The organism is Syntrophus aciditrophicus SB, assembly GCF_000013405.1.
In the GTDB taxonomy this organism is placed as follows: domain Bacteria; phylum Desulfobacterota; class Syntrophia; order Syntrophales; family Syntrophaceae; genus Syntrophus; species Syntrophus aciditrophicus.
Genome location: NC_007759.1, coordinates 1,443,633 through 1,461,234, shown reverse-complemented (window position 1 = coordinate 1,461,234; position 17,602 = coordinate 1,443,633). Strand labels below are relative to the sequence as shown.

Genomic DNA, 17,602 nt, shown 5'->3' with positions numbered 1-17,602 from the left:
ACTAAATTAAAATTTCCAGTATCGCTTTCTGAACATGCAGACGGTTTTCCGCCTGATCGATGATGACCGACCGGGGGCCATCTAGAACTGCCGCGGTAATTTCTTCACCCCGGTGCGCGGGAAGGCAATGCATGACGATGGCGTCCTTTTTTGCCGGAGAAAGCAGAGCCTCATTGATCTGATAAGGCCGGAAGACTCTGGCCCGCGCCTCCTGTTCCGCTTCCTGTCCCATGCTGGCCCAGACATCGGTATAGACGACGTCGGCATTCCTTACGGCCTCATACGGATCGCGCATGAGAGACACCCCCTCCTTTGCTTCCTTCACCCCGCGGTCGAGAATCCCGGAATCCGGATCATATCCTTCCGGACAGGAAAGCGCCAAATGGAATGGGAGCCTGGCTGCAGCGTTGATCCAGGAATTGGCGATGTTGTTCCCGTCGCCCACATAAACGATTTTCAACCTCTCGTAACTCCCTTTTTTCTCAATGATCGTAAAGAGGTCGCTCAGGATCTGACAGGGATGCAGCAGATCCGTCAGGCCGTTGATCACCGGGATGGTGGCATGGGCGGCAAATTCTTCAATGATGAGGTGAGAGAAGGTGCGAATCATGATTCCATTGAGGTAGCGTGACATAATCCGGGCGCTGTCGGCAACCGTTTCCCCCCGTCCGAGCTGTGTGTCCCGATTGCTGAGAAAAAGAGCCAGACCGCCGAGCTGATACATGCCGACTTCGAAAGAAATCCTCGTTCTGGTTGAAGATTTGTCAAAAATCATTCCCAGCGTTTTCCCCTTCAGAGGAGTGTAGGCCACCCCTTGCTCATGCACCGACTTGAGATGCCGGGCTTTCTCAAAAATAGCCTTAAAATCTCCTGCTTCAAGATCATAGATGCTTAACAGATCCTTTTTCATCGTTCTCCCATCGCCCTGTCCAGTATTTCAACCGCCCGATCCACTTCCGCTTCCGTTATGATCAACGGCGGAATAAAGCGCAAAACATTTCCGCTCGTGCAGTTGATCAGCAGCCCCTTTTCCATGCAGGAACGGACAATATCGGTTCCCTCAGCAGTCAGTTCCATTCCAATTATCAATCCCCGTCCTCGGACTTCCTTCACAAACGGATATTTCCTCTTTAAATTTTCGAGACTTTCAAGAAAGTATCTCCCTGATCGCCGACAATTCTCCAGGATATCTCCCTCAAGGAGAGTTTCCATTACGGTAAGTCCTGCAGCCATGGCGAGTGGATTTCCTCCGAAGGTGGAGGCATGGCTTCCCGGGACGAAAGAGGATGCAACCCGGTCAGTCGCCAGCACGGCGCCAATTGGGAAGCCGTTTCCCAACGCCTTGGCCAGTGTCATGATATCCGGTGTCACCGAATCGTGTTCATAAGCAAATAAATGTCCGGTGCGTCCCATGCCGACCTGCACTTCGTCGAGGATCATCAGAATGCCCCTGTCATCGCATAACTCCCTTACTTTTCTCAGGTAATGCCTGTCAGGCATTCGAACACCGCCCTCTCCCTGAATGGGTTCGAGGAGAACGCCGCATGTCCGCTCCGTCACCGCCCCCTCCAGAGCAGCAAGGTCGTTGAAAGGGACATAATTGAACCCTTCCGGCAAGGGCTCAAAACCAACCTGAAACTTTTTCTGACCCGTAGCAGTAATCGTTGCCAATGTTCTTCCATGAAAAGAATCTTTCATAGTAATCAACTCGCAGCGGCCGGGCTCCATGTTTTCAAAAGCGTATTTGCGTGCAAGCTTGATTGCTCCTTCATTGGCTTCAGCGCCGCTGTTGCAGAAAAATACCTTATCTGCGAAAGAATGCTTCACGAGCTGGTCGGCAAAGTGAATCTGCGGCTCGATATGATAGAGATTCGATACATGCATGAGGGTTTCGGCCTGCCGTTTGATGGCCTCGACCACGGCCGGGTGAGAATGCCCCAGACTGCAGACCGCTATGCCGGCTACAAAGTCGAGATATTCTTTACCATCTCTGTCCCAGACCCGAACGCCTTCTCCCCTGGTCAGAACAATAGGAAAACGGCGATAGGTTCCCATGATATTCTTTTCAGAAAGCGCAATCAGTTCCTCTGTTGTCATTCCCTATCCCTCCCAAGGGCGAGTTTCCATTATCCAGTTTTTGAAATCCGTCCTTTGAACCGCCTTCCGCAAGTAATTACAGTACGAGTTCCGTTCCAATTCCCTTATCGGTGAACATTTCCAGCAGAATGGCATGTTTCAGCCGTCCGTCAACGATATGAGCCTTGCGTACCCCTTCCCTCAATGACTTCATGCAGCATTTTACTTTGGGGAACATGCCGCCTTCGATGACACCTTCATGAATCATTTCGAGTGCCTCCATATTGTTCATGGTATTGATCAATTCGCCCTGTTTATTCAATACGCCCGCTACATCTGTCAGCAGAATCAGTTTTTCCGCCTTGAGGGCGGCGGCTATGGCGCCTGCCACAATATCGGCATTGATGTTATAGGTCTCCCCACTGTCTCCGGCTCCGGTTGGGGCAATGACTGGAATGAAGCCGTCGCGGACAAGGGATGTAATCAAATCCGCATTAATTTCCTTAACCTTGCCCACAAGTCCGATATCAATGATTTCCGGTGGAGTATCCTTTGCCTTCTCCGCACTGAGGTAATACTTTTCCGCCCGAATGAGACTGCCGTCCTTGCCGCTCAGGCCCACGGCTTTGCCCCCAGCATGGTTGATAAGACCGACGATTTCCTTGTTGACTTTGCCTACGAGAACCATTTCGACAATGTTCATGGTTTCTTCGTCTGTTACCCGCATTCCCTGGATGAATTTGGAGTCTTTACCCAGTTTTTTAAGAAAAGAGCCGATCTGCGGTCCTCCTCCATGAACGACCACGGGATTGATTCCGATATATTTCATCATCAGGACATCTTTGGCAAAAGATTGCTTCAGTTCATCATCCACCATGGCGTGTCCGCCGTATTTGATGACAACGGTTCGGTTGTAAAAGCGACGGATGTAAGGAAGCGCTTCCAGCAGGATCTCCGCCTTTTCCGTGGGTTTTTCTATCGTGTTCATTATGACTCCATCCTCATTAATATATCTTCAAATAATAAATCTCAGGCATCACCCCATGCTGCAAAGCCAGGAAAAAGGCAAGTTACAGGATGTAACGGCTGAGATCTTCGTCTTCAATTATATCGCAAAGTTTGTCTTCAACATATTGCTCATCGATAACAACTTTTTGCCCTGATAACCCTGGGGCATTGAAGGAAATATCCTCCAGGAGAATCTCCATGATCGTATACAGCCGCCTCGCACCGATATTTTCTGTTCTTTCATTGACAACAGCGGCGACGTCGGCAATTTCAGCAATGGAATCATCTGTAAAAAAGAGCGAAACCCCTTCGGTTGCCATCATTTCCGTGTACTGTTTGATCAGGGCGTTGTTGGGTTCTTTGAGAATCCGGATAAACTCCTCCTTCCCCAGAGAATCCAATTCAACACGGATTGGAAATCTTCCCTGGAGTTCGGGGATGAGATCCGATGGTTTGGAAGAACTGAAGGCGCCGGCGGCTATAAAAAGGATATGGTCGGTTCGGACCATGCCATACCGGGTATTAACATTTGACCCTTCGACAATGGGCAAAAGATCGCGCTGGACCCCTTCCCGGGATACATCCGGTCCTGAAGGAGTGTCACTCCCCACAACTTTATCAATTTCATCGAGAAAAATAATTCCTGATTGCTCCACCCGATCGAGTGCCGTCCGGGTAACCTTATCCATATCCACAAGACGCTGGGCCTCTTCTTCCGTCAGAATTTCCAATGCCTCTGTAACATTGACGCGGCTGATTTTTTTCTTCTGCGGAAGCATGTTCCCAAACATTTCCTTAAGGTTCAGCCCCAGATCTTCAACGCCCGATGAAGAAAAGATTTCAATCATTGGTGCGCTGCGTGTCTCGGTCAATTCCAGATCCACATAGCGGCCATTCAGCTTTCCGTCATGCAGGAGACGGCGCAGTTTTTCTCTTGTTGAATCGTAGGGCTTGGCCTGTTCGCTTTTTTCCGGCAACTGGGAATGATCGGCCATCATCTCATCAACATTCCGCTCAACGGGCTTTGGAGGCAGCAGAAGATCCAGAAGCCTTTCCTCGGCAATCTCTGCTGCCCGAGCAAGGACCTTTTCCTGCTCCTCCTCTCTAACCATGTTCACGGCCAGATCCACCAGATCACGGATCATGGATTCCACATCCCGCCCCACATATCCCACTTCGGTGAACTTCGAGGCTTCCACCTTGAGGAAAGGAGAATTATCGATCTTGGCCAGCCTTCGAGCTATCTCCGTCTTTCCCACGCCTGTCGGTCCGATCATGATGATGTTCTTCGGAGCGATTTCGTCCCTGAGTTCATCGGGCACATTCTGACGCCGCCAGCGGTTTCTCAGGGCAATGGCAACCGCACGCTTGGCATCGGCCTGCCCAATAATATGCTGATCAAGCTTTTCGACGATTTCCGCAGGTGTTAATGAATTTGATGACATGAACAGCCTCCTTCCGGCGACTATCTACCCCCGGGGCTTTATTCTCCGTGTTTTTTTCTCTACCGGTTCGCTTTCCTGTTCGGTATCCAGTTCTTCTACCGTGATGTTGTCATTTGTATAAATGCAGATTTCTGAAGCAATTTGAACCGCTTCCCTGGCGATTTCCGTTGCCGGCAAATCAGAATACCGGATCATGGCGCGGGCTGCAGCCAGGGCATATGGTCCGCCGGAGCCAATGGCCATGACATCGTCATCAGATTCGATCACATCGCCATTTCCGGAGATCATAAGAAAATGATCCCTGCTCACGGCAATCATCAGGGCTTCGAGATGCCGCAGAATCCGGTCCGTCCTCCAATCTTTTGTCAGTTCCACCGCGGCACGCAGGAGATTCCCGTTATATTGCTCCAGTTTGGAATCGAAGCGATCAAACAGCGTAAAGGCATCCGCTGTTGTTCCGGCAAATCCGACGATCACCTCGTCGTGGTAGAGTCTCCTGACCTTCCTGGCCCCGTGTTTCATGACCGTCACGTCCAGAGTGACCTGCCCGTCACCGGCCACCGTGACTTTACCTTTGTGCTTAACCGCAACTATGGTTGTCCCTCTCATTTTCTGCATTTTTCTTTCAGTGACCTCCCCGGGCCTTTGGATGAGCCCTGTCATAGACGGCCATCAGCCTGTTCACACTGACTGCGGTATATTTCTGAGTTGTCGACAAACTTTCATGGCCAAGAAGCTCTTGAATAGACCGCAGATCAGCCCCTGCATCCATAAGATGGGTGGCGAAGCTGTGTCGCAGCGTATGGGGACTGATTTGCTTTTGAAGACCGCTCATGGAAACGTATTTGCTCAAAATTCTCGCCACACTGCGTGCAGATAACCGCCCTTGCCTGCGATTCACAAACAGGGGTACGGGACAAGTAGCGACCGCCTTTCCCGACGTTTCACTCCCAGGTTTTTTCATCATATAGCGCTGGACAGCCTCACTTGCCGGTTGGCCTATGGGTACAATCCTCTCTTTTTTCCCTTTACCGCGGATTCTGATCAGTCCCTGAGAAAAATCCATATCCTCCTCATTGATTCCTGTCAGCTCACTGACTCGAATGCCGCTGGAATAAAAGAGCTCCAGAATCGCTCGATCCCTCAAGCCAAAAACATCCTCCGGGAAAGGAAGATTCAGCAGGACAAAGATTTCATCAACTGAAAGAACTGCGGGAATATACTTTTCCGTCCGAGGAGTCGAAACGGCTTCCAGTGGATTGCATTGAATTTTTCTCTTCTGATGCAGATATTTGAAAAAAGCTCTAAGAGAAGCCAGTTTCCGGGCTATCGTCACTTTCTTGACTCTGCGCCGATAGAGAGCCCCAAGAAACGCTCTTACCATCATATAATCTACATTCTGCCAGGCCTCTGTTTTTAATTCGGTTGGAACACGATGATTTTCTTCAAGATATATTTTGAATTGATTTAAGTCGCTTAAATAATTTTTTCGTGTGTGCGTTGAGAGATTTCTCTCCAAGTCCATGTAACGATCAAATTCTTTGATTAGCTCATCCATTCATCGCCTCAAGGAGTCTTTATCAATTTTCCCGTAAAAGATCTATTCATCAATAATCAACGGGCTCACTGACCATATGGTTTTATGAACTGCCTGCAGCGCTGATTCCGCATTTTTAAACACCCGCGGTTTTCACGAAGGCTCAATATCCGGAGGCACCCTGTCGCAGTAGATTAATAGGCGCCGGCTTCCAGCCAAAATAAATGTATGGGCGAGGCATGACCCCGCCCATACACGGATGGCACACGAAATATCCTTCTTTATTTTCTATATGAAATGAGGAATTTTACATCTTATACTTACCGAAATCGTCGTTGGACAGATTTTCAAGAAATTCCTTCATCTTTTCCTGTTTGAGATCATCAACGTCACCGGCATTCGGGCCGAAGTCGATATTTCTGGCTTTTTCGATGACTTTATCGTGAACAAATATGGGAGCATTCGCTCTCAACGCGAGGGCAATGGCATCACTCGGGCGGGAGTCCACAATATAGTTATGGCCGTCCTTCACCAGTACAATGTGCGCGTAAAATGTATTGTTCCTGACATCATTGATTTCTATCCGGGATACCATGGCTTCCAGAACATTCAAAAGATCACAAAGGAGATCATGCGTCATGGGCCGGGAAAATTTGATTTTTTCCAGTTCCGTGGCGATTGCGCTTGCTTCGAATATGCCGATCCAGATGGGTATGACCTTTTTCTCTTGAAAATCCTTCAGAATTACAATCGGCGTATTGGTAATCGGATCAATCGTCAGTCCGGACACTTTCATTTCAATTTGCATGAACGACCTCCTCGCAGAGCATTTCTCCCCTGAGGGAATGCAAATAGGCTTCTTTAATGAGCACGGACACCATGTCTCCAATAAGATCAACACACCCGCTGAAGTTGACGATTTTATTCGTCGATGTTCGTCCAGTAAGGTCTTTTCGGCAATTTTTACTGAATCCTTCCACCAGGACGTCTTCCTGTTTTCCTTCCATCGCCTTGTTTTTCTCCAATGTATGCTGTTCCTGAAGTGCCTGTAAAATCTGCAGCCTTTCAAGCTTGAGCGGTTCGCTCACTTTTCCGTCCATTTTTACGGCTGCGGTTCCTTCCCGTTCCGAATATTTAAATGAAAAAAGATTATCAAATCTGATTTGATTCATCATGTCAATTGTTTCTTTGAAATCTTCGTCCGACTCGCCTGGAAATCCGACAATGACATCTGCAGTAATACTGATATCTGGGCAGACTGTTCTCAAACGTTCAACTTTTGCCAGATAGTCCGATTTCGTATATCCACGGTTCATCAAGGCAAGAATCCGATCTGATCCTGATTGAAAAGGCAGGTGAATGTGGTGGCACAACTTGCTCAAATCTGAAAACGCAGTAATGAGGAATTCGGAAAGATCCTTAGGATGAGACGTGGTAAACCGCATCCGCTCAATTCCTTTGATCTTTTCAATTTCCCGAAGCAGTTCCGCAAAGCCCATCTCTCCACTTGTCTTTCTCGCATAGGAGTTGACATTCTGTCCGAGAAGCGTGACTTCCTTAACACCGTGGTCGGCCAGCATTCTGATTTCATGGATAATATCTTCCGGGGGTCGACTTTCTTCACGGCCGCGGACGTAGGGAACAATGCAATACGAACAAAAATTATTGCATCCCTGCATGATCGTCACAAAACTTGAAACCTGACCATTACAAGGCAAAGCCAACACACCGATGGACGGCGTAGAGGGATGAAGAGTCGTTTCCACAATTTTTTTTCTGCTTTTTTCTATCCTGGAAATGAAATCCGGAAGCTGGTGAATATTGTGTGTACCGAAAATAAAATCGATATCCGGCACTTTTGTAAGAAGCTCATCCCCCAGTTGTTGAGCGAGACACCCCCCCACACCGATGAGCAGATTTCTTTTTTTTCTCTTCAGGTTTCGGTACCGCCCCAGTTGACTTTTTGCCTTCTGAGCCGCCTTTTCCCGAATGCTGCATGTGTTGAGTATAATCAGATCCGCCTCGTTTGCATCCTCCGTACAGATATACCCTTTTTCCTCCATCAGTGCCGCAATCTGTTCAGAATCGTGAACATTCATCTGACAGCCGAGTGTCTGTATGTAAATATGCTTTTTATCCAATCTAATCAATGATCCTGAAGATTTATTACTGCTTTTCATCATTAATATGCTACATGAACTTAGTCAACAAATATTTATTTACAAAGGAATTTTAAGGATTGGAGATGCTGAATTATGTTGTAAAACAGCTTTTCCGGCGGGATACGTATGGTACGCCCGGTAGGATTCGAACCTACGACCAACAGATTCGAAGTCTGCGACTCTATCCAGCTGAGCTACGGGCGCAAAATCCGTCAATATCCATACGCACGCGGGTTTAGTGAAGGGAATCAAACCCGTCACCAGCCCTTCATTGTTAAGTTTCAAGAGGATTCGTAACTATACTGATAAGACGTGATTGTCAAGAAAAGATTTTTCCCCCGGGAAGCGAATCTGATTTCAAAATATACTAATTATTAATGCTGATTGTGGTCATTAGAATTTGTTTTGACGTTATGCCTCAGATGATATATACACTCTCTTAGTTTCTTTACCCCGGGAAAGGCAAGTCAGACCCGGACGGTACCCGCCGGGATCGGGACGATCCCCCTTGGGGGTAAGCTCTTTTCGATCATTTTCTTGCCCTCAAGGCGGCCTTTCCCACTTTCCCTGTGTTCAACTTATTCCTGAAATGGAACATCGCTGTTCTTACCGGAAAAGGCCCGCTTGAACACAAAAATTGTTTTTGTTAACCTGCCAACACGAAAGTTGCCATGAAAAGCATATCTCTGGGCCTTAAAGATGCCTTGTGTCTGACGTTGGAAAATATAAAACCGCTGTCTGCTGAGAATGTTCCCTTGATTGACAGTGTTGACCGCGTAGCAGCCTCGGACCTCCACGCCCTGGTGGATTCCCCTGCCATGGATTCATCCCGTAAAGACGGCTACGCGGTGCTGTCCCATGATGTAGCAAAAGCTACGGCTGAAACTCCGGTTCGACTTCATGTCCTTGGTTCCATGGCTGCGGGAGGCGAAAACAATATTCAGGTTGAACCCGGCACAACGGTCAGGGTATTGACGGGAGCCGCTATCCCGACGGGAGCTGACGGCGTGGTGGCCGAAGAATATGTAAAAAAGGGAGTCCATGAAGTGCTGATCGAGGCCTTCGCCGAACCCAAGAATATTCTGAGGCGTGGCAGCGATGTGGCTTTCGGGAAATGCATACTCCGTAAAGGCCAGCAAATATCACCCATTCTGGCGGGTCTCCTGGCAGCGGCGGGACACTCTATTGTTCCTGTCTTTAGAAACCCAGTTGTCGGAATTATAGGCACAGGCGACGAAATCGTCGCTCCGGGCACCCCATTGACAGAGGGCAAGCTCTACGCAAGCAATATCACGACCTTGGCAGGATGGTGCAATATATACAGGATGAACACCCGCATCACGATTGTAAAGGATGACCATGCTGCCCTCTTTGATTCCTTGAAGAAAATGGCTGCAGAAACAGATGCCGTGATCACAAGCGGAGGAGCATGGACAGGAGACCACGACATGGTGGCACCGATCCTTGAAGAGCTCGGATGGAAGGAAATCTTTCATAGGATTCGCATGGGACCCGGCAAGGCTGCCGGTCTCGGCTTTCTTGACAAAAAGCCGGTATTCATTCTTGCCGGTGGCCCTCCTTCCAATCTTATGGGGTTCCTCCAGATTGCCTTGCCCGGGATTCTTGCCCTTTCCGGTCACTCATCTCCCGGTCTCCCCAGAATCACTGCGAGGCTTGCCTCTGAACTCAGCGAGGGCGATCCTGACTGGACTGATTTCTTTTTCGGCACTCTTGAAATGAATGATGAGTTGCCGAACTTTTTCCCAATGCCGAAACGCAGTCGCTTAAGCTGCCTTGCCGACGCAACAGCAGTGGCCTCAATCCCCGAAGGCAAGGCATACCTTGAAGAAGGATCGGTCATTTCTGTTCAAATGCTGAAATAGCAATTCAGGATGTAGGATTTTTCCTTACAGACCACCCCTGTTCAAACAAGGGGTGTTTGAATCGTTTATGTCAAATGAGTTCATGTAGGAAGGCGAAAGGAGACGTAAATAATGGAATTGAATTTGAAGGAAGAAGAAAAAAGTTATGTCAAGATCACCTATAGCTCCGATCACTTTATTGTAAATATCGGGAAAAAGAATTCCATATCAAGGGAGTATTATTCAGTCAGAGATATGATGAAAGAATTTCAGGAGAATGATATTGATTCCGCGGATTTTGATGATGAGGCTCATCGCAGGTTCAAAAAGGAGATTAATGATAATCCTTATTATTGAATCTGAAAAATCAGTTTCTGAACATTCCAGGACACAATAATTCAATCCAAACGATCAGACAAGCATAATAAACACCGGATTGCACAGATTTCCCATTCAGCTCTCTACATGCGAAGCTAAAAAAGACAAAAGAATAGATTAAATATTTTATGTGGCAATAAAGGGCTTAGCCTTAATTTGACCAAGCCCTTTATTGCGCTTTTCCTTTTTTATTTTTTCGATTCGACGGATTCGCCCTTTTTGGCTACCCGGGCGGCAGTATCCAGGACCTTCTGCAGGCCGTATTTGTCCACCATGGCTAACAATCCGGTCTCCACGTCCTCCATCTCAATCCCTTCCTCGACTTCCTCTTCCCGCTCCTCGTAAATCAGGGCGTCATTAAGGCACCACTTGACACAGAGGGGAACTTCCTGGGGAGGGTCGTCTTCACACATATCGCATTTGAGCGGAAGGCCGGAATCGGGTTCATGGAAAATGTCCCGGGACGGGCAGGCCGCCCGGCAGAAGGCGCACTCTTCGTACTCCCTGCCGTCAATGACATAGACGTCTCTGCCCATGCACTCGGCGGCTGTATACTCGCCGGCATAAACGGGAAGATACAGGTCGTTTCTCACGTCGCGATACATCCGGATGCGCGACCTCTCCGGATTGATGGTGCTGTACTTCGGAGTGGAATGGAAGGCGGAGCAGATCATCTCGCATGCCCGGCAGCCATTGCATTTCGACTCGTCAATCTTGATCGTCTTTATTTTTTTCTTTATCTTGGCCATTTTAGAAAATACCTCTCTTCTCAAAGTCTTCAGCAACGAAACCCAGATCCAGTGACTCCAGAGACTCTTTTGTCGGAATGCCTTCCGTATCCCAGCCCTTGTATGCCTGGTAGCCTTCCAGAAGCTGCTTTTCGTATTCGGGAAGTCTCTTTGCCCAGTGATCTTCAGGCGGCATATCGTCGATCTGCCTCCAGCCTCTGCGGACGTTGTTGGCCCGGATTAACTGACGATCCCTCTTGGTGATCTTGATCAGCTCTTCTTCGCTTATATCCATTCCGGTCGCCGCGGAGATGATTTTCGGGTAATTGTGAATATGATAAGGGGGCTTCAGGTGGAATGCCGAGATTCCGGTGCAGACCCCGCACATGTCGTCGATCAGGTGCATCCTCTCCATCCAGTCCACGATCTCAAAGATTTCCGGGATGCCCGGGAAATACGGCAGGGCGTGTTCGCCTTTCATCTCCCAGAGCTTGAACCACTCCTTGAACCGGTCATCGGGAACCTGGAACCAATCCTTCACATACGCCTCTCTGTCCTCCGGCTTGGAGTAAGGCATCTGGGGCCACTGCCCTTCAATCTGGGTGATGTTCAATTTTTCGTTGGTGCAGTACATCAGGTAGTAAATGGGGTTGACAGCGCCAAGCTTGAGCGGCGCCTGCTCATGTTTCCGAATGTTGTTGTGGGCGTATTTTTCCGCGCCCTTGCCGATCGTTTTGCCCGCCCAGTAGGTGCCGTCGGCGAAGATGTTGCCGATCCCTTCCCGGCGGACGATGCGGTCCAGCATCCAAAGGAATCTTCCCGCATTATCTTCCGGACAGGGAGGATAGGCATCCGTTCCGGCAAAATCTTCCTCGGTCAGAATCCCGGCTTCCTTCAACTCAAAGGCGTAGGCAACGACCTGGGGACAGGAAAATCCGTCCACGCCATACTCGATGGCCTTTCCCGCGGTCTGGAGACCCCACTCCAGGTCGTCCACGAAGGCGCCCATGGCGTAGGTCAGTTTCGTGAAGCATTTCATCATGTAAGCGGCGACTCCCGGAACGGAGATCAACGCACCGCATTTGATCGGACAGTTGTAGCAGCTGATCAACCGCTTCCGCGCGCTAAGCTGCTGCCTGGTCCACGCCTCCTCGATTTCAGGGGTCCAGAAATTCTTTCTCCGAACACGGGAATTTCCCCAGGAGAAGTTCTCCGTGTGCCACTTTTCGTCACATTCCAGCATCTCCTGCGGAGACCCGAGAATGGCCATGATGGGCATCATCTTGGGAATCGGATTCTCCTGCCGCCACCACATGTACTCCATCTGCCAGTTGTTGATCTCGATCAGTTCGGCCGGACGGGCCACATTGAGGTCCTTGGTTCCCCGAATGGCGATCGCCTTGATTCCCTTGTCTCCCATGACGGCGCCCAGTCCCAGACGGCTGGCGCTGGACCGGCCCTGTTCGATGGAGGCAAAAAAGACCCTGTTTTCACCGGCCAGCCCGATGGCCGCCACGTGAGCCCGCGGTTCCTTCAATTCCTGACGAATCAGTTCCTGAGTTTCCACGGAGCCTTTGCCGGACAGATGGGATGCATCCCGGATTTCCACCTTGTCATCCTTGATCCAGATGTAAACCAGTTTCGGGGACTTGCCGCGGAAGATGATCTTGTCGTAGCCGGCGTACTTCATTTCCGGCGAAAAAAATCCGCCCATCATCGAATAGGCCACGAAATCCGTCTGGGGCGAAACCGATGTAATCATGGTGCGGTTCGCTCCGGGACAGGACGTGCCGCATAAGAGTCCCGAACTGAAGATGAGCAGATTCTCCGGATCGAAGGGCTTGACTTCAGGACCGACCCTGTCCCACATGATCTTCGAGGATGTCCCCACGCCCCCAAGTAAAAATTCCGTGTCTTTCGGGTCCGTCTCGACCCTCTCAACGTTGCCTGTGGTTAAATCAATCTCCAGGTTATATCCTGTTTCTGCGTACCTCATTTTTTTACCCCTTTATCTTTTTAGATATTCTTTAAATGTTCGTTACGCACCTTTTGTGATAATTTAAGCATAACAGACCTATCCGTCAACAATGAGGCGACTTTTTTTTAAATGGAACAACTTTTATTTTTGGCCCTCCTAATCAAAATCATAACTTCATATTAGGCTGATATTGGATGATTTATTAAATAAACAAGAATTTAAGGTATAGCTGGTTTTTTAATGAACGAATCGAAAAGTCGCTTTTGTGGATCAGACACAAATTATCGCCGGATGTCGTTCGATTGTGTTCAAGTGTAATTAATGGTCAGGAAATAAATGTTTATTATGCTTAAAAAATCATTTTATTTGCGAGTGGAATATCTTTTCCTGCCGATAAAAGACAAAAGTCCTGTTGACTCGAAGGAACAAATCCCCGGACAAAAGTGGTTGCAGCTATTCAGTATGCAGGTTGAATTTGAATAATTGGAATAAATTTCGGTTCATCCGGTTAATGAGTACCTCTGAGTATGCAGGTGATAGAGGCGGAGTTTGAAGTATTCCATATCCCGGAATCCATAGGCCTGCCTTTTTAAAGTTTTAATCTTGTTGTTTGTGCCCTCAAGGGCGGCATTTGTAATGTGATGTTTGAAATAATTGAGTATCGCAGTCCTGTATCCGGAGAGCGTTTTGGCTACTTTGACGAGTTCTTTGATTCCGGACAGCATGGCGTCCTTACACCAGGTGTCAAGGAAGGTAACAGCCTGGGCGTACTCCGGTATTTCCCAGAAGAGTCTGAGTTGCTCTTTCATGGAATGCATGACGAATAGAGGCTGATTGGCCTGCATCAGGGCATCGAGACGTTCCTTATGGTCCGGCTTCAGGGAATCATAATTTCGCAAAAGGAGGAAGCGGTTTCCCTTGAGGGTTTGCTTCCCGGTATCATCAAGTTCTTTCTGATGATTTCTGCGCAAGTTTTCGATGCCTTGATTCATCAGAGCCATAATATGGTAACGGTCGAAGACGACATCGATATTGGGAAGGGCTTCCCGGACGGCGGAGAAGAAGGAAATTCCCATGTCCATTGCAACCGCTCGCAGTTTTTTCCCCTTGCGTGCAAGTTTTTTCAGGAAGGGTAAAATCCCCTCCTTGCCCTTTCCCTCAGTGGCGTAAAGGATTCGTCCTTCGGAGAGATCCATCACCGTGGTCATGTACTCATGGCCTTTCCGGATGCTGAATTCATCGATACCGATATACCGAACTTTATGAAGAGGAATGTTCCGATAGAGGCGCTGCAATTTCAACTTATGAATCTCTTTGATCATATCCCAACCCACGCCGAGGTAATCGGCAACCCAGCGAATCGTGCCGAATCGAAGCAGATCCAGAACAATCAGAGCAAAGGATCGGGCAAATCTATGCTTCCCCACCATAAAAGGCAGATCGGGCCACCAAAGGGTGTCGCAAGTGTTGCATTTTATTCGATGAAGGGAAAGTACAAGGAAACACCTCTTACGCCCCATAGGTCCCAGATGAAAACTCCGTGTTTTCTGTCCTTTAAAGGTAAATTTACGCTGCCCGCACTTTGGACAGCGAATGTATTCTTCTTTCACATCTGCAAAATATTCGATGACGTCACCCGTGAAGCGTGTTGCTCTATAAGTAATACCCTTCAGATTGAAAGCATGATAAAGAACCGATGTGGACATGGTCTGGAGCCTCCTTTTGTTGTTCGATTGGTCTCAAACAACAGGGCTCTTGCCATGTCCATGTGATTTTATGCAATACCAAGGTACTCATTAACCGGATGAACCTAAATTTCTTATGGACTCAGGCAAAAATAATTTGCCTTAAACCAATAAACAGAGATATCAGGAAAATCGTCATTCAGGCCAAGCCTGCTTTCAATGGAGAATTTTCATCAATAAAAAGCGGGTTGAACAGCCGACGCATCCAGGAACCTCCGGACGACAATCACCTGGCAACCTTTTGTTCCGACACAATCATCGAACGGATAATGTTAAAAGGCGCCAAACTGGCAGGGCTTGATCCGAATCTTCAGGTATTCGCAGGCCTCAGCAACGGCCATTCCAGTAATATCTCTTTTGTGAGCGATATGCCACGCCATCGCACAGGGCAGAAATTCCCTCTGCAGGGCTTTCCGGATTTCTTCTTCCAGCTCCGGGGAAACCGTCCGAGCGGCTTTTACTAATCTATTCTGCGGATGAATACAACCGAACAGTCCTAACTGACACTTACCGAGATGGATACCCATCGAGTCAAGCATGCGACCCACTGTCAATGGCGATTCGCCAAATTCCGCAGCGATCTGCATGGCTTCCGCACAGCTTATTTCACCGTCCTTTGCATGGCGCCGGATTTTTTCATCGAGAACAGGATTCCTTTCCTGTTTACTTTTCATCATATCCGGATTCTTCATGTTGCTTTCCCTCCCGGTTATCAAAACAGGGTATCGAGTTGGTCGGCACTGTTGTTTCCCGGGTGTCGGATCTTAATTCTTTTCCGTGGCACGACCGCAATGATTACATGATATCTCATTGACATACAAGCCTGTTCTGCCTATATAATTTTCATCTTACAAAAGCGACGCCTTTTTAAATCAGATGCTTTTGAAAATTCCTCTGAGTAACTATAGTATGATCTCATCAGCAGCCTTTCCTCTTTTCATCTCTTCTCTGCTTCAGCAGGAACAAGTTTTTCTCCTTTTTGAAATATTATAATGTTCACTGAAAAAGTACTGGATTCAATTGCACCCCAGCAAAGAAAAAAATCTAATTCAGGAAACCGTAACGAGGTCAAAAATGGAAAAAGCCGCTTTAGAAAAATTATTCCATTCACAAAAAGAATTTTTCAGATCAGGAAAAACCCGCGACATCAGCTTTCGTATTGAATGTCTGACAAAGCTCAAACAGGCAGTCGCGGCTCATGAACAGGAAATACTGGAAGCCGTCTATCAAGATCTTCATAAAGATCCTATGGATGGTTATTCGACCGAGCTTGCCGGATTTTATGCTGAAGTAAAATATGCCTTGAAGAATATTTCCTCCTGGGCTCAAATCGAATCGGTGGAAACGCCGGTTTACATGCTGCCGTCAAAAAGTTATCTGCAGAAAGAACCTTACGGCCTAACGCTGATCATTTCTCCCTGGAATTATCCTTTTCAGCTTCTCATGATGCCCCTTGTCGGCGCCGTAGCAGCCGGCAATACCGCCCTCCTCAAACCTTCGGAACTATCCGCCCACACTTCGGAAGTATTGGAAAAAATAATCAACAATGCATTTCCTCAGGAATACCTGCATGTGGTGCAGGGCGGGGTGGAAGAGACGCAGGCGCTTATCGCATTGCCTGTCGATTATATTTTCTTTACCGGCAGTGTGTCGGTGGGCAAAATCGTGATGGCCGCGGCAGCCCGAAACCTGACCCCCCTTACCCTTGAATTGGGAGGTAAAAGTCCGACGATCGTTCATGAAGATGCAAACCTGGTGACAGCCGCCCACCGCATCAGTTGGGGAAAATTCCTCAATGCCGGCCAGACCTGCGTGGCTCCGGATTATGTGCTGGTGCATCAATCAAAGAGAGATGCCTTTATCGAAGAACTGATAAAAGTCATTCAAAAATATTACGTGGAAGATGCCTCCCGACATAAGCGTTATTGCCGAATTATCAATGACCGGCATTTTCGACGGCTGACTGGACTTCTGGACTCACAAAAAATAATCCACGGCGGTGGAAGCAATGCTGAAGATCGCTATATTGAACCGACGATTCTGTCACCTGTGGACTGGGATGATCCAATCATGGGGGACGAAATTTTCGGACCGATCCTGCCCGTTCTTACCTATTCCGCTCTGGACCACATTATCCATAAAATCAACGAACGGCCTAAACCTCTGGCACTGTATTTATTTTCCGATGATGAATCGGTCCAGAAGCGAATCACCGAAGAAATTTCCTTCGGCGGCGGCGCCATCAACAATACGATCATGCATGTGGTCTCCCATTTTCTGCCTTTCGGAGGCATAGGTTCCAGCGGGATGGGTAAATATCATGGGAAATACAGTTTTGATACCTTTTCACACTATAAAAGCATTCTCAAAAGTTCGAGCATTGTTGATCCCGTGAAACTTGCCGAACCCAACAAAGGCAGGGTCATAAATATATTGGAAAAAATCATGAAGTGATGCGTTCTGTATGCAGAAAAAGTAAGATCTGTTTCGGAACAATCGGATTGACCCGGGAATCGGCTCATCAGCTTTTTAAAGGTGGTTAAGTTCCGGGCTGAATTATTGTGCACCAAGCCGAAATATCATGTTGATTATTTGATAACATCAATCGATGATCCTTCCTGTTCCGTGCTTCGTTGACATCTAATACAAGGGCAAACCGTTGGGCAAGTAACGATTGACAAGC

General features: G+C 48.1%; 15 protein-coding genes and 1 tRNA gene. 3 read left to right on the top strand and 13 right to left on the bottom strand.

The window, feature by feature from the left end; all coding sequences use genetic code 11:
- Position 1 precedes the first annotated feature (1 nt).
- The 9 genes from argF to SYN_RS06745 all read right to left on the bottom strand — a co-directional run bounded on the left by argF (position 2) and on the right by SYN_RS06745 (position 8,432).
- Positions 2–910 carry an ornithine carbamoyltransferase gene (gene argF / locus SYN_RS06785; RefSeq protein ID WP_011417329.1) on the bottom strand — a complete coding sequence of 303 codons (909 nt, stop codon included), beginning with the start codon at positions 908–910 and terminating at the stop codon, positions 2–4.
- Positions 907–2,097, bottom strand: a complete 1,191-nt coding sequence (locus SYN_RS06780) for an acetylornithine transaminase (RefSeq protein WP_011417328.1) — start codon at positions 2,095–2,097, stop codon at positions 907–909. The genes argF and SYN_RS06780 overlap by 4 nt, the downstream gene beginning before the upstream one ends.
- A 76-nt stretch (positions 2,098–2,173) precedes the next feature.
- A complete protein-coding gene (argB, locus tag SYN_RS06775) occupies positions 2,174–3,064 on the bottom strand; it encodes an acetylglutamate kinase (RefSeq protein WP_011417327.1) in 891 nt (296 codons plus the stop codon).
- A gap of 82 nt (positions 3,065–3,146) precedes the next feature.
- Positions 3,147–4,529 (bottom strand): ATP-dependent protease ATPase subunit HslU, encoded by a 1,383-nt coding sequence (gene hslU, locus SYN_RS06770; protein WP_011417326.1) that lies wholly within the window; start codon positions 4,527–4,529, stop codon positions 3,147–3,149.
- A gap of 24 nt (positions 4,530–4,553) precedes the next feature.
- Complete coding sequence (hslV, locus tag SYN_RS06765) at positions 4,554–5,138, bottom strand: ATP-dependent protease subunit HslV (RefSeq protein WP_049750036.1); 585 nt, start codon at positions 5,136–5,138, stop codon at positions 4,554–4,556.
- 16 nt (positions 5,139–5,154) lie between these two features.
- The gene (gene xerC, locus SYN_RS06760) at positions 5,155–6,087 is read right to left on the bottom strand and encodes a tyrosine recombinase XerC (RefSeq protein WP_011417324.1); all 933 of its coding nucleotides are present in this window, start codon (positions 6,085–6,087) and stop codon (positions 5,155–5,157) included.
- Positions 6,088–6,373: 286 nt separating this feature from the next.
- Positions 6,374–6,874 (bottom strand): bifunctional nuclease family protein, encoded by a 501-nt coding sequence (locus tag SYN_RS06755; protein ID WP_011417323.1) that lies wholly within the window; start codon positions 6,872–6,874, stop codon positions 6,374–6,376.
- Positions 6,864–8,249: a tRNA (N6-isopentenyl adenosine(37)-C2)-methylthiotransferase MiaB gene (gene miaB / locus SYN_RS06750; protein ID WP_011417322.1), complete on the bottom strand. Its 1,386-nt coding sequence runs from the start codon at positions 8,247–8,249 to the stop codon at positions 6,864–6,866. Before miaB ends, SYN_RS06755 begins: the two co-directional genes overlap by 11 nt.
- Positions 8,250–8,355: 106 nt before the next feature.
- Positions 8,356–8,432, bottom strand: a tRNA-Arg gene (locus tag SYN_RS06745).
- Between the two features lie 467 nt (positions 8,433–8,899).
- On the opposite strand from SYN_RS06745, the gene glp reads away from it, so the two are divergent.
- A complete protein-coding gene (gene glp, locus SYN_RS06740; protein ID WP_011417321.1) occupies positions 8,900–10,111 on the top strand; it encodes a molybdopterin molybdotransferase MoeA in 1,212 nt (403 codons plus the stop codon).
- A gap of 111 nt (positions 10,112–10,222) precedes the next feature.
- Positions 10,223–10,447 carry a hypothetical protein gene (locus SYN_RS06735; protein ID WP_011417320.1) on the top strand — a complete coding sequence of 75 codons (225 nt, stop codon included), beginning with the start codon at positions 10,223–10,225 and terminating at the stop codon, positions 10,445–10,447.
- Positions 10,448–10,656: 209 nt separating this feature from the next.
- Here SYN_RS06735 and SYN_RS06730 read toward each other — a convergent pair whose 3' ends face one another.
- The 4 genes from SYN_RS06730 to SYN_RS06715 all read right to left on the bottom strand — a co-directional run bounded on the left by SYN_RS06730 (position 10,657) and on the right by SYN_RS06715 (position 15,611).
- Positions 10,657–11,217 carry a (4Fe-4S)-binding protein gene (locus SYN_RS06730; RefSeq protein ID WP_041584633.1) on the bottom strand — a complete coding sequence of 187 codons (561 nt, stop codon included), beginning with the start codon at positions 11,215–11,217 and terminating at the stop codon, positions 10,657–10,659.
- A gap of 1 nt (position 11,218) precedes the next feature.
- Positions 11,219–13,192: an aldehyde ferredoxin oxidoreductase N-terminal domain-containing protein gene (locus SYN_RS06725; RefSeq protein WP_011417319.1), complete on the bottom strand. Its 1,974-nt coding sequence runs from the start codon at positions 13,190–13,192 to the stop codon at positions 11,219–11,221.
- Positions 13,193–13,674: 482 nt separating this feature from the next.
- Positions 13,675–14,880 carry an ISL3 family transposase gene (locus SYN_RS06720; protein WP_011416422.1) on the bottom strand — a complete coding sequence of 402 codons (1,206 nt, stop codon included), beginning with the start codon at positions 14,878–14,880 and terminating at the stop codon, positions 13,675–13,677.
- Positions 14,881–15,191: 311 nt separating this feature from the next.
- Complete coding sequence (locus tag SYN_RS06715; protein WP_011417318.1) at positions 15,192–15,611, bottom strand: hypothetical protein; 420 nt, start codon at positions 15,609–15,611, stop codon at positions 15,192–15,194.
- A gap of 382 nt (positions 15,612–15,993) precedes the next feature.
- On the opposite strand from SYN_RS06715, the gene SYN_RS06710 reads away from it, so the two are divergent.
- Positions 15,994–17,373, top strand: coding sequence for an aldehyde dehydrogenase (locus tag SYN_RS06710; protein ID WP_011417317.1), 1,380 nt, complete (start codon positions 15,994–15,996; stop codon positions 17,371–17,373).
- Positions 17,374–17,602 lie beyond the last annotated feature (229 nt).